The 12,813-nt window shown below is 68.3% G+C and carries 8 protein-coding genes; 4 read left to right on the forward strand and 4 right to left on the reverse strand.

Going from position 1 to position 12,813, the window contains the following annotated elements; translation table 11 throughout:
- The first annotated feature begins 329 nt into the window (after positions 1 to 329).
- Positions 330 to 701, forward strand: coding sequence for a hypothetical protein (locus ABE85_RS24945; protein WP_067281238.1), 372 nt, complete (start codon positions 330 to 332; stop codon positions 699 to 701).
- A 356-nt stretch (positions 702 to 1,057) separates the two neighbouring features.
- Positions 1,058 to 2,239 carry a hypothetical protein gene (locus ABE85_RS24950; RefSeq protein WP_067281240.1) on the forward strand — a complete coding sequence of 394 codons (1,182 nt, stop codon included), beginning with the start codon at positions 1,058 to 1,060 and terminating at the stop codon, positions 2,237 to 2,239.
- 89 nt (positions 2,240 to 2,328) lie between these two features.
- Here the strand turns inward: ABE85_RS24950 and ABE85_RS24955 are convergent, their stop codons facing one another.
- Both ABE85_RS24955 and ABE85_RS24960 read right to left on the reverse strand, forming a co-directional pair.
- On the reverse strand, positions 2,329 to 3,465 hold the full coding sequence (locus tag ABE85_RS24955) for a YbdK family carboxylate-amine ligase (protein WP_067281242.1): 1,137 nt from the start codon (positions 3,463 to 3,465) through the stop codon (positions 2,329 to 2,331).
- Positions 3,462 to 4,706 (reverse strand): cation:proton antiporter, encoded by a 1,245-nt coding sequence (locus ABE85_RS24960; RefSeq protein ID WP_067281247.1) that lies wholly within the window; start codon positions 4,704 to 4,706, stop codon positions 3,462 to 3,464. The genes ABE85_RS24955 and ABE85_RS24960 overlap by 4 nt, the downstream gene beginning before the upstream one ends.
- Positions 4,707 to 4,967: 261 nt before the next feature.
- Between ABE85_RS24960 and ABE85_RS24965 the strand changes: the two genes are divergently transcribed.
- Positions 4,968 to 6,824: an alkaline phosphatase gene (locus ABE85_RS24965; RefSeq protein WP_082938933.1), complete on the forward strand. Its 1,857-nt coding sequence runs from the start codon at positions 4,968 to 4,970 to the stop codon at positions 6,822 to 6,824.
- Here ABE85_RS24965 and ABE85_RS24970 read toward each other — a convergent pair.
- Positions 6,821 to 10,219: a ligand-binding sensor domain-containing diguanylate cyclase gene (locus tag ABE85_RS24970; protein WP_082938934.1), complete on the reverse strand. Its 3,399-nt coding sequence runs from the start codon at positions 10,217 to 10,219 to the stop codon at positions 6,821 to 6,823. The two genes, ABE85_RS24965 and ABE85_RS24970, sit on opposite strands and share 4 nt — an antisense overlap.
- 113 nt (positions 10,220 to 10,332) lie before the next feature.
- Positions 10,333 to 11,313 (reverse strand): aldo/keto reductase, encoded by a 981-nt coding sequence (locus ABE85_RS24975; RefSeq protein WP_067281253.1) that lies wholly within the window; start codon positions 11,311 to 11,313, stop codon positions 10,333 to 10,335.
- Between the two features lie 208 nt (positions 11,314 to 11,521).
- On the opposite strand from ABE85_RS24975, the gene ABE85_RS24980 reads away from it, so the two are divergent.
- The gene (locus ABE85_RS24980) at positions 11,522 to 12,805 is read left to right on the forward strand and encodes an FAD-dependent monooxygenase (protein WP_082938935.1); all 1,284 of its coding nucleotides are present in this window, start codon (positions 11,522 to 11,524) and stop codon (positions 12,803 to 12,805) included.
- The last annotated feature ends 8 nt before the right edge of the window (positions 12,806 to 12,813 follow it).

Genomic DNA, 12,813 nt, shown 5'->3' on the forward strand with positions numbered 1-12,813 from the left:
GCACTTTGGTGGGAAGTGCATCCCCCACGCGACCCCACGATGGCGGAACTGCCGGAGCTGTTTGATTTTTATCAGAGAGTGAGTCCGCGTGCGGTTGCACGATGCACGCAGGTGCTTCAAACACACCAGCGCTCCAGCCTTCGCGATCAAAGCGAGGCTCTTCCCGTACTTATGGTTTACGGGCGAGATGGGTCATTCCGTGAGGGTGACCACACGACGGAGTGCTGCGTGGTTTGACATCTCGCCCACCCCTTCGATTTGATCGACCGCATGTCGCGGCTCGGCAATCGAAGCCGGTGGTTTCCAAAGTTCTTCGGAGTCTTACGAACATGGGAACCCTGCATCAAACGCGTACCCACGAAGCGCGCGGTCCGATCCGCGATCGCCGTCCGCTGGCGGGCTGCGACCTCGGCTCGCTCATCAGCCTTCAAAACGAATGGGGCATGAGCGACGCACAGCTCTTCGGCCTGCGCCTCGGCGCCGACGCGGTCTGCCTGCGCACGGACGTGTCCGTCGCCTCGGCGATCGCCAACCTGCGTCACACGCTGGTGTCCGCAGCGGCGACGCTGTCGATGGTCGAGGACAACTGCGTGGAGGGCGATCCCTCTCGCCACGTGGTCGAGAGCGTGCGCCAGTCGCTGCGCGAAGGCCTCGGCATGCTGGGCATCGTCGGCCGCGCAGTCGACGAGGTGCCTGTTTGAGATCGCAATTTGCGATCTCAAAGGATGAAGCATCGCAATTGAATTGGGGGAGGAATCGAAGGGCGCAGTGCAGACTGCGCCCTTCGTCGCTTCATGAGACGAAGTTGGAGCAGAAAAGGCGAGCCGGTGCCGCGGATCCACCGAGACCGCGCAACAGATTGGTGCAGCTTCTGTGGACAAGACCTGACCCTCCTCCCACCTAGGAAGGAAGCGCCAGAAGTCTTTGATTTAAATCAGAGAGCGTTCGGGTCGATGCGCAGAGCATGCGTACTTGTGATTCCGATTGCGGCTCGACAAACGAGAGCGGCGGTTGAGATCTCGTTCAGCCTCGTTGAATCGATCTGGAGAAGTAACCCGTGCCCATCTTCCATCGCACCGCGCTGGCTCAGGAGCTGGCGACCCACATCCTGGACGACGACCTTGCACCTGCACGGTCCGGCCTTTTTCTCGGCGCCCGTCGTCGCACCGGCAAGTCGACGTTCCTGCAGCAGGACCTCTGCCCCGAGCTCAAGCGCCGCGGCGCTATCGTCATCTACGCTGACCTCTGGGAGGAGCGCGACCAGGATCCCGGTGACGTCATCATTGAAGCCATCCGCGAAGAACTCGCTCGGCATGAAAGCGTCGTCATGCGCTTTGCGCGTTCGGCCGGCATGGAGCGAGTGAACATGGGTGGGGTCGCCTTCACCATGGATCGGGTCGGCCTCGGAAAGCAGGTGTCGCTGGCGAAGGCATTGGCCATGCTCTCAGATGAGTGCCAACGAATGATCGTGCTCATCGTCGATGAGGCGCAGCATGCGATCACGACGGACAAGGGAAGCAACGCGCTCTATGCGTTGAAGGCCGCTCGGGACAAACTGAACATGGGGCCGCACCACGGCCTTCGGATCGTGGCCACTGGATCGAATCGCGACAAGCTGGCCATGCTGGTGGAATGGAAGGATCAGGCATTCTTCTGCGCTCCGATGAAGGAGTTTCCTCCGCTCGGCGTCGACTACCTGAACTGGATTTGCGCGCGTGCACCGGCCTCCGCGGCGTTGAAGGCGGGAGCGTTGTCCACGCTCTTCGAGCGCTCGGGCTACCGGCCTGAATGGATGCAGATCGGCCTGAACGCACTTGCTGTGCGAGACAACTGGACCCCGGAAGAGGCGGCAGCGGTGTTTGCCGAGGCCATCGAGTCACGGGCCGATTCGCGCATTCAGAACCTGCTGGCGTTGATCGGACTGCTCAGCCCGCTTCAGTCGGCGGTACTCCGCGTGCTGGCCGCACAGGGCCGGCGTTTCGTACCGTTCTGGAACCGTACTTTGGAGACCTTTCGATTGGTGATTGAGCAGGACGACGGTAATGATGTCGACGAACCGATCAACGTCGAGACCGTTCAACAGGCCCTGGATGCGCTCAAGGACAAGGGATTTCTCTGGCGCTCCGTCCACGGCGTCTATGCCCTGGAGGAGTTCGGCATTCGTGAGGCGCTGGAGGAGGGGCGCCTGCTGACGGAGTCGACGCAACGTGTCACGCTGATGGGGAGCCAAGCCGTATGAGGCGGCACGCGGGCTGGATGCCACGCATTCGGCCCGAGAGCAGCAACCCGCGGCGACCTTCTACGTGAGAGTCGCCGCGATCAAGCCACTCACCGCGCCGAGCCCACCGGCCTCCCGGCCCAGCGCTCACACTGCTGCCGCACCAGCTCATTCAGCAGCTGTTCCTTCTCCACGACCCCGCGCGCCCACGTCGCGTCGTTGCCCTGCCAGCGCATCTCCTCGCGCACATACCGCAGCGCCGGCTCCGCCTTCAGCGCGACCGCATGCGGCTCCAGCGCATGCAGCGTGACGTTCAGGTCCTCACGCAAGCTGCGGTGCTCACCGCTCTTCGGATCGACGAAGGTACCGTCCAGCCCGAACCGGCAGGCCTGGAACCGGTTGAACGTGTAGGGCAGGTAGTCGTCCTCATGCAGTTCGAAAGGCTTGTCGTGCGAGATCCACCTTGCCAGGCACTGGATCAGCGCCGCCAGCGCCGAGGCCTTCTCGATCGTCAGCGGCGTGTCGAGCACCCGCACCTCGATCGTCCCGTACTCGGGCTTGGGCCGGATGTCCCAGTAGAAGTCCTTCATGCTCTTCACGACGCCCGTGTGGGTCATCTTCTCGAAGAACACCAGGAAGTCGTCCCAGGTCAGCACGAAGGGCGCGCGCCCCGACAGCGGGAACGCGAACACCGAGTTCAGACGCGCCGAATGGAAGCCGGTGTCATTCCCCTGCACATACGGCGAGGACGCCGACAGCGCGATCAGATGCGGGATGAAACGCGACAGCCCGTGCAGCAGTCGCAGCGCATGGTCCGGGCCTTCGCAGCCGATGTGCACGTGCTGCCCGAACACCGTGAACTGCTTGCTCAGGTAGCCGTACAGCGACGAGATCTCCTGGAAGCGCGGCTTGTCGAAGATGCGCTGCTTGCTCCAGTGCTGGTACGGGTGCGTGCCGCCGCCCGACAGCCCGAGGTTGAGCCGATCGGCGCTGCGCACCAGCGCATCGCGCGTGGTGGTCAGCTGCTCCAGCACCTGCTCGTAGTTCGTGCAGACGTTGGTGCAGAGCTCGATCATGCTGTCCGTGATCTCGGGCGTGACGTCGCCCGGCACGGTCTCGCCCTTCATTACCCGCAGCAGATCTTTCGAACCCGGCATCAGGTCGTAGTCGTGACGGTTGACGATCTGGAGTTCGAGCTCCACCCCCATCGTCAGGGGCTTGGAAATGGCAAATGGTTCGAGGCTCATCGCTTCGCAGCCTCCTTGACTACAGGCGTTTCAGGGTGATGTTCACCGGCGAGGCGCAAGCCCCACTGCACGGCGATCGGACCGACCAGCTCCATCAAGGCGATCGTCGAGAGGATGACCGGCGCGAGCAGCGCCGCCGTCTGCGGATGGTGCAGCTGCACCTCGCTGAAGAGCACGAGCATCGTGCCCGACACCGGGCTCAGGCACACCGCCAGCGCGATGCCCTGACGGGCGTCGATGCCGCTCAGGCGCGCCATGCCGGTCAGAGCCAGCGCCTTCGCGAGCAGGCGCAGCAGCAGCAGCGCCAGCGCCAGCACCGCGCCCGTCGCGAGCGCCTGCAGCGTCCACGCGGAACCGACCGCGACGAACAGCATCAGCACCAGCACCCCGCCCGCCGTGCCGAAGTGGCGCGGCCAGACCCACGGCCGTTCCGTCGTGTTGCGCAGGATCATGCCGGCGAGCAGCGGGACCAGCAGCGTCGAGAGGTTCAGCACCCGCGCCACGCTCAGCGCCACCAGCACCAGGCCGAGCAGCATCAGCACCGAGTTCTCGTTGCGCAGGTCCAGCCGGCGCATCAGGTTCGCGGTCAGTCGCGCCAGCAAGGCCGCGACGATGATCGAACCGATGAAGGCATACAGCGGCTGCGCGACGGCCTCCAGCCAGTCGCCCTTCTGGTCCAGCGCGAGCCAGCCCAGCAGCAGCTTGTGCGCGAGCACGCCGTAGATCGTGTTCAACGAGGTCAGCGCGAGCATGCGCTCGCTCACCTGACCGGCGGCGCGCAGTTCCGCGCCGACGCGGCCGACCACCGCGGCGCTCGATGCCATGGTCAGCACCGCGCAGCTGAACGCCACCAGCGGACTGACGCCCAGCAGCATCAGGCCGATGCCGACGACGACGAAGGACGCGAGCGCCTCCGCCGCACTGGCGCCGAGCAGCGCCTTGTTGTTGCGCAGCCAGCGCAGGTTCACGCGGGAGCCCATCTCGAACAGCAGCAGCGCGAGCGCGAGATCGACCACCAGCCGCAGCCGCGCGTCGAGCGCACCGTTGGCGAAGATGCCGTGTCCGAGCGCCGCCAGCACCATGCCGACGACGCTGTAGCCGACCACGCGGGGCAGGCCGAGGCGGCGGTTGACGAATTCGCCGAGCACGCCGGCGGCCACCATCGTCAGCGAGGCCCAGAACAGCCAGTCGGGCCGGGGCGGCCAGCTGCTGAACTGCAGGAAGTTCGCAAAGTCGTTCATCAAAGCAGGAGACCCTCGTTAATGGACGGCCAGCGATTCTAGGGCGCCGACCGTCATCGCGCCCGGATGCGGGGGCGACGTCGCGCCAGGGCAATCGGCGCGCGCGCCCCGGGAAGCCCGCAGGCATCGGGATCCGCCCGCGGGTCAGTCCTTGCCTGGGCGTCATCGGGTCGGGTTTGCCGTCATTTCTGCCTGCCAATCCCTGCGGGTCGGTTGTCGCCCGTCCCGACTGAGGCGCGTTTCACTCCTCGGGGATGACCGATGACGTCCACCAAGCCTTCTTCTTCCGCCGACGACACCGAGCGTGCGTTGTCGTCCACCTCATGCGAGGTGTCTGCGGCCTCCTGCAACGCTCATGTCCATGTCCATGCCGATGCCGCCCACGCCGTCGACGGTGGGCGCCGCCGCCTGCTGGGAGGGGTTGCCGCAGCCGGCGTCCTGGGCGCACTGCCGATCGATGGATTCGCCAGATGCTTCGAGCGCAGCGGCTCGCTCTCAGTGCACTTCACGCATGGCGTGGCCAGCGGTGATCCGCTGTCCGATCGTGTCATCCTCTGGACGCGCGTTCGCGCCCAGGATGCGGATGACTGCCGGGACGTGCCGGTGGAATGGAAGATCGCGCGCGATGCCGCCCTGACCCAGATCGTCAGCCGCGGCCAGGCGAGCGCCCGCCAGTCCAACGACTTCTGCGTCAAGGTCGACGTCGTGAAACTGGAGCCGGGGACGCGCTACTGGTACTGGTTCGAAGCCGCTGGCGAAACATCGTCGATCGGCCAGACGAAGACATTGCCGGTGGGCGACGTGAAGCAGGTGCGCTTCGCGGTCTTCTCCTGCGCCAACTACGCGGCCGGCTTCTTCAACGTCTACGCCGAGGCGGTCAAGCGCATGGAGGAGACCGGCTGCTACGACGCGCTCCTGCACCTCGGCGATTACATCTACGAGTCAGCGGCCGACTATCCCGCCAACAAGGACGCCCAGGCGCTGGGCCGCTTGATCGATCCCCCGCACGAGACGGTGACGCTCGACGACTATCGACGCCGCTACGCGCAGTGCCGCGCTGACGGGCACCTGCAGCGCTTGCACGGACTGGCCCCGATGATCGCCGTCTGGGATGACCATGAGTTCGCCAACGATGCCTGGAAGGACGGCGCCGCCAATCACCAGGAGGAGGGGGAGGGACCCTTCGACTCGCGCCGGTACGCGGCGGCGCGGGCATGGCGGGAATGGCTGCCCGTGCGTGACGGACACGATCATCTCGCGTGCTACCGGGCCTTCGATTTCGGCAACCTGGTGTCGTTGAACATGCTCGACACGCGCGTCCCCGGACGCTCGAAGCCGCTGGATGTCGGGAACTATCTGTCGCGGAAGGGCTTCGACGAGGCGCGCTTCAACGAGCATCTCCGTCGCGAAGACCGTCATCTGCTGGGACGGGAACAGATGGCGTGGCTGCTGGCTCGCATGCGCATGTCGACCGCGACATGGCAGATGCTGGGCCAGCAGGTCCTGATGGGGCGGATGGAGGTGCCGTTGGCCCTGCTGATGGAGGCGAAGGTGCCGGGAAGCGGCTTGTCTCCTGAGGCCTACCTGACCGTCCAAGCTCAGCTGAACAAGGGCATCCGCCCGACGCCGCATGAGTTGGCCTTGTACGGGCTGCCAAGCGTTCCGTACAACCTCGATGCCTGGGATGGGTACCCGATCGATCGCGAGAGAGTCTTGCAGGCCGCGCGGCGGCGGCACAAGAATCTCGTGGTGCTGGCCGGGGACACGCACAACGCCTGGGCCAGCAATCTGCACGATTGGACGGGGAAACGGGCCGGCGTGGAGTTCGCGACGCCTTCGGTGACTTCCCCGGGGCTCGAGGTCACCCTCGCCAAGGGGCATGCCGGACGCTTGACCCCCGAGGAGTCGGCAGCAATGGCCCGGCTCTTCACGAATCTCGTCAAACCATTGGCGTACGCGGAGCTAGCGCGTCGCGGCTACCTGGAGATCACCGCGACGCCCGGGCAATGCCAAGGCGACTGGATCCTGGTCGACGAGGTGAAGGCGACGGCGTATGGCGCCGTAGTCGCCAAGTCGCTGCACGTGATGCCGGGGGTGGGGAATCCCGGTCTGATCTAGGTTCCGGACTTCACGACGCGGAGCTCATCACTGTCGAGCCATTCGCCCATCGGACCGCGTGAGCGCCGGCGCAGCGCGTCCTCGTCCGTCGAGGGCGCCTCCAGGACGCCTTCCCATCCGTTGCGGCCTGCGCGCTTGACCGCGTAGAGCGCCTCGTCCGCCAGGGCGATCGTCGCGGCCCAGTCGAGCGCGCGCGGGAACGCCCGCGCGAGCGGGAAGGCCGCGAAGCCCACCGAGCAGGTCACGTCGACCGTCCGGCCTTCGCCGAGGTCGAACGGCGCGCCGCTGACCTGCAGACGCGCGCGTTCGGCGAGCTCGGCGGCATGCGCCCGCGAGGTGTCGCGCGCGACGATGAGGAACTCCTCGCCGCCCCAGCGGACCAGGTAGTCCGCCTCGCGGAACACGGCGGTCAGGCGCTCGCGCATCTGCTGCAGCACCGCGTCGCCGGCCGCGTGCCCGAGGCGGTCGTTCAGCGCCTTGAAGTGGTCCAGGTCGAGCAGGAAGAAGATCAGGTCGCCGTCTTCCGGCGGCGCCACGCCGTCGTTGTGCGCCTGCTCGTGGCGACGCACCGCGAGCGCCACGTCCGCATCGATGTGCTGCGTCAGGAAGCGGCGGTTGCGCAGGCCCGTCAGCGGATCGGACAGGCTGGATTCCTCCAGCGCCACCGTTTTCGCCTGGAGATCGAGCGAGAGCCGTTCGAGCTCGGCCGTGCGCGCCCGCACCTTGATCTCCAGCGCCATCTGCGAACGCCGCAGGTACGAGGTCCGCAGCGCCACCAGCAGGTAGACCAGCGCGATCAGCGTCGCGCCGCCGAGCGTGCGCGCCCACCAGGTCTGCCACCAGTCGGGCAGCACGCGGATCGGGATGTCGAGTTCCAGCGGACTCCACACGCCGTTGCGGTTGGTGCCGCGCACGCGCAGCCGGTACCTGCCCGGATCGAGGTTGGTGTAGACCGCCACGCGCAGGTCGGCGCCGGTGCTGATCCACTCCGGATCGAAGCCTTCCAGCTGATACGCGTAGCGGTTGCGTCCGGGCTCGCTGAAGTCGAGCGCGGCGAACTCGACGCTGAAGCTGCGGTTGTCGGCGCCTATGGTCAGGCCGTCCTCGGGCAGCTTGCCGGCGGCCAGGCGCTGGCCGTCCACGCGCAGTTCCGTCGTGACCAGCGCGGGCTGATAGGCCCAGGCCTCGAAGCGCTCCGGCGTCACCACCAGCACGCCCTTGCTGCCGCCGAACAGCAGCCGCCCGTCGCACGTCTTCATGTAGGCGCGGAACCAGCCCGTGCCGATGTCGACGCCGTCGGCGTTGGTCAGCTCGTAGTAGTTGTCCTTGACCGGGTCGTAGACGAAGTTCTGCGACCAGATGCGGCCCTCGCCGTCCTCGAGCAGGTTGGCGCCGAAGGCGCGACCGAGCACGCCGTGTTTCTCGCTGACGCGCTCGAACTCGGCATCGCGACCGTCCCAGCGGGTGAGCCGGTGCAGGCCCGCCGCGGTGTCCACCCACAGGCGCTGCTTCGAATCGACCAGCAGGCCGACGATCGAGTGGTGGCTCAGGTCGCGGCCCGGACGGGCGCGCGCGGGGATCAGCTCCGTGCCGCCGGGCGCGAGGCGGTACAAGCCCTTCTCGGTGCCGACCCAGAGGCCGCCGTCCTCGGTTTCGGACAGCGCGTTCACGTCGCCGGTCAGCGGTTGGCCGCCTTCCTGCCGGAGCCGCACCGGCGTCGACGGCGCGGTCTGTACCGAGGGGCCCGATTGGCTCGATTGGCTCGATTGGCTCGATTGGCTCGATTGGCTCGACGGGGTCGGTGGCTTCGGTGGCGTCGGTTGCCCGGAGGGCGGTGGTGCTCCGGCCGGCAGCCGGTAGAGCCCGTCCTGCGTGCCGATCCACAGCGTGCCGTCACGGCCGGCGAGGAGCCGCCGCGCGCGGCCCGTGCCGGCCTGGATGACGCGCAGCAGCTGCCGCTCCCGCGTGTACTGGTGCAGGCCGCCGTCGCTGCCGAGCCAGATCGTCCCGTCCTTCATCTGGACGAGGCTGGAGATGCGCCCGCCCGACAAGCCACCGCGCTGCCCTGGAGCAGGGCGCAGCGTGGCGATGGAGCGCAACTGCTCGTCGAGCACCGTCACGCCGCTTTCGTTGCTGCCCAGCCAGATCTCGCCGGTGTCCAGCTGCACCATCGCGCGGGTGCTCGGATCGATCAGCTGCGCCTGCTTGCCCGGATCGCGGCCGCGCACCCAGGTGCTGGTGTTCGACGGGTTGTGTCGCTGCAGACCGCCGCCGTAGCCGCCGGTCCAGATCCAGCCGGCGCGGTCGCGCATCAGCGCGCGGACCTCGTTGCCGCCGAGGCTGCCGCGATTCAGCGGGTCGTGCTTCATGGTGCGCAGCAACTCGCCGCCGGCGACCGAGCGCAGTTCCAGGCCGCCGTTGCGACCCAGCCAGAGATGGCGGTCGTCCAGCGTCACGAAGGTGTTGACCGAGCCGTTCACGGCGTCCTCGGCGCGCTCGAGCAGCGTGCCTTCGCCGGTCTTCGGATCGACGAGGGCGAGGTCGCCCTGCTGCGTGCCGGCCCAGACGCGGCCGTCCGGCGCGACGAACAGGCTCAGCACGATCTTGCCGGCGAGCCCCGGCTTGCCCGGCGTCGAGAACACCGGTTCGAAGCGGTCGGAGCCAGCGCGCTTGCGCGCCAGGCCTTTCCAGGTGCCGACCCACAATGAGCCTTCGCGGTCGACGGCCAGCGACTGCACGCGGTCGTCGGGCAGGCCGCCCAGCGCGCGGTCGCCCTGGCGGAAATGCTGGAAGCGGCCCTCGACCGGGTCGTAGCGGTCCAGCCCGTGGCCGATGGTGCCGATCCAGAGCTGACCGTCGCGGTCCTCGGCCAGCGCGCGGATCGTGCCGGCGGAGACCGCGCTGCGCGGCAGCTGCGGATTGGCGTCGGAGCGGAACAGCGACAGCTTCTCGCTCTGCGGGTCGTAGGCCGCGAGGCCGTCGGCCTCGGTGCCGATCCACAGGCGGCCGTCGCGCGCCACCAGCAGTGCACGGATGAAGCCCAGGCTGCGCGCCGAGCGCACGCCGTTCTCGATCGGCGCGCCCGGTTGGCGGAAGTTGTAGCCGTCGAAGCGCACCAGCCCGGCGCCGGTGCCGATCCACAGGAAGCCGGCGCGGTCCTGCGCGATCGCCGAGATGATGTTCAGCGGGACCGGGGCGTCGATGCCGACGGTCTCGAAACGCGGCTCGGCGAGCAGCGGGACCTCGGGCGGCGCGGGCCGGTCCAGGCGGTCGGTACGCGCTTCCTCCGGCGACGCCGCGACCCCGTCCGGCGCGATCGCCATGGCCGAGGCCAGGACCAGCACGACGGCGGCGCACAGACTCGGGATCAGGGGAAGGGCACGTCGTCGCAGCATCGCGCGGGATGCTAGCTGGCGCCCCGCCCGATCTGCGGCACCGGCGCGACAACCCGGCCCCGTCAATGAGGGGCTTGGCGGGCGGTCTGCGGACAAACCCCGAGGGGGCGGGCCTACTTCGCCAGCGGCAGCGTGAGGGCGTCGATGCGCGCCAGGATCTCCGGCGTCAGCTTCGGCGTGACGGCGAGCGCGCCCAGGTTGTCCTGCAGCTGCGAGAGCTTGCTCGCGCCCAGGATCACCGTGGACACGCGCGGGTTGCGGTTGATCCACGCGATCGCCAGCTGCGCGAGCGTGCAACCCAGCTCATCGGCGATCTTGCCGAGTTCCGCGACCGCCGCGTTGCGCTGCGGTTCCTGCAGCTGCTCGCGCAGCCAGGACATGCTCTCCAGCGCGCCGCGGCTGCCGGCCGGAACGCCGTCGCGGTACTTGCCGGTCAGCAGACCCGAGGCCAGCGGGCTCCACGTCGTCAGTCCCAGGCCGATGTCCTCGTAGAGCCGCGCGTAGTCCTTCTCCACGCGCTGGCGGTGGAACAGGTGGTACTGCGGCTGCTCCATCACCGGCTTGTGCAGGTGGTGGCGCTCGGCGATCTCCCAGGCGGCGCGGATCTCGTCGGCGCTCCACTCGCTGGTGCCCCAGTAGTGCGCCTTGCCCTGCGTGATCATGTCGCTCATCGCGCGCACGGTCTCCTCGATCGGCGTGTGCGGATCGGGACGGTGGCAGTACACGAGGTCGATCTCGTCCAGCCCGAAGCGCTGGAGCGAGCCGTCGATGGCCTGCATCAGGTACTTGCGGTTCAGCGTGTCCTTGTAGTTGACCGTGGTGCCCGACTTGTCGATGCCCCAGTAGAACTTGGTCGACACGACGTAGGTGTGGCGGCCCCAGCCCAGCTGCCTGAAGACCTGGCCCATGATCTCCTCGCTCTTGCCGAGCGCGTAGGCCTCGGCGTTGTCGAAGAAGTTGATGCCGGCGTCGCGGGCCGCGGCCATCAGCTCGACGGCCGAGCCGGTATCGACCTGGTTGTGATACGTCACCCAGGAGCCCAGGGACAGTTCGGACACCTGCAGGCCGCTGCGGCCGAGTCGACGGTATTGCATGCTTTTCTCCATGGTTGCTTTTCTGAGAGGCGCGCAAGCGTAGCGGAGGCCGGCGCGGCTGTCAGACGCCGGGTCGAATGACCCGACCACGACGTCTCGGGCAAGCCGTGGGATGGGCGCTGTCCGAGCGGCGCGGAGGTGGGGCGGCGATATAGTGATCCGCGACCGGTCGCCTGACGCGACCGCAGCCGTTTCACGGGTCGATGCCATGCCCCAGCCTTCAGACTCCGCCGCCCATGACGGCGCCGCCTCCGCGGCCGCCGATGCCTTCGATGCCTCCTTCGACGGCAATGCGCCGCCGCTGCGCCTCGCGGTGATCGGCGCGGGCCCGGCGGGCCTGGCGCTCGCGCTGCTCGCGGCGCGCTACCTGCCGCAGGCACAGATCAGCCTCTTCGACGCCCGACCGCTGGAGCGCGACGTCTCCGGCGATCCGCGCACGATCGCGTTGTCGCTCGGCAGCGTGCAGTTGCTGCAGCGCCTGCGCGTGTGGCCGGCGGCGCAGGCGCAGGCGATCCGCGAGGTCCACGTGAGCCAGGCGCCGCCGACGCTGTCCAGTCCCTGGTTCGGTCCGTCGGGCGAGCCGGAGGTCCACCTCTCCGCCGCCGAGCAGTCGGTGCCGCAGCTCGGCGCCGTGCTGGCCTACGGGCAACTCGTGACCCCCTTGCAAGCTGCGTGGCAGCAGGCGAGCGCGCTGGAACCCAAACGCCTGATCAGCCGCTTCGGCCAGCCGGTGGACGGCATCAAGCAGGACCGCGCCGACGAGGTCGAGATCGACGCCGGCATCGCCGAGCGCTTCGACCTCGCGGTGGTCGCCGAGGGCGGCGTGTTCTCCGACCAGGCGCGCAAGGCGCTGGCGCACGACTACCAACAGAACGCCTGGGTGGGCACGGTGACGCTGTCGCCGGACAGCCCGGCGGGCGTGGCCTACGAGCGCTTCACGCGACGCGGGCCGCTGGCGCTGCTGCCGCTGCCGGACCGCGACGGCCAGCGCCGCGCCGCGTTGATCTGGTGCCAGCCGCAGGACGAGGACGAGGTCGCCGGACTGACCGACGCGCAGCGGCTGACGGTGATCCAGCAGCAGTTGCCCGACCGCGTCGGACGCCTGCAGGGCATCGGTCCGCTGAAATGTTTCCCGCTGGGCCTGAACGCCGAGCGCACGCTGGTGGAAGGCCGCCGCATCCGCATCGGCAACGCGGCGCAGACGCTGCATCCGGTGGCCGGGCAGGGCCTGAACCTGGGCCTGCGCGACGCCTTCGCGCTGGTCGAGGCGCTGCGGCGTGATCCGCGCATCGACATGGCGCTGCGCCGCGTCGAGTGGCAACGCGCGCCGGACCGCTGGGCGACCATCCTCACCACCGATTTCCTCGCTCGCAGTTTCGCGTGGCGCTGGCCGGGGTTGCCGGCCGCGCGGGGCCTGGGCCTCGCCGCGCTGCAGGCCTTGCCGCCGCTCAAGCGCGCGCTGGCCGGGCAGATGATGTTCGGCCGCCGCTGACCGCGACC

This window comes from Mitsuaria sp. 7 (genome assembly GCF_001653795.1).
GTDB lineage: Bacteria > Pseudomonadota > Gammaproteobacteria > Burkholderiales > Burkholderiaceae_C > Roseateles.

Excerpts from the sequence above, each read along its gene's own strand:
- ABE85_RS24945 (WP_067281238.1), top strand. The coding sequence starts at position 330 with ATGGGAACCCTGCATCAAACGCGTACCCACGAAGCGCGCGGTCCGATC.
- ABE85_RS24955 (WP_067281242.1), bottom strand. The coding sequence starts at position 3,465 with ATGAGCCTCGAACCATTTGCCATTTCCAAGCCCCTGACGATGGGGGTG.
- ABE85_RS24960 (WP_067281247.1), bottom strand. The coding sequence starts at position 4,706 with ATGAACGACTTTGCGAACTTCCTGCAGTTCAGCAGCTGGCCGCCCCGG.
- ABE85_RS24965 (WP_082938933.1), top strand. The coding sequence starts at position 4,968 with ATGACGTCCACCAAGCCTTCTTCTTCCGCCGACGACACCGAGCGTGCG.
- ABE85_RS24970 (WP_082938934.1), bottom strand. The coding sequence starts at position 10,219 with ATGCTGCGACGACGTGCCCTTCCCCTGATCCCGAGTCTGTGCGCCGCC.
- ABE85_RS24975 (WP_067281253.1), bottom strand. The coding sequence starts at position 11,313 with ATGCAATACCGTCGACTCGGCCGCAGCGGCCTGCAGGTGTCCGAACTG.
- ABE85_RS24980 (WP_082938935.1), top strand. The coding sequence starts at position 11,522 with ATGCCCCAGCCTTCAGACTCCGCCGCCCATGACGGCGCCGCCTCCGCG.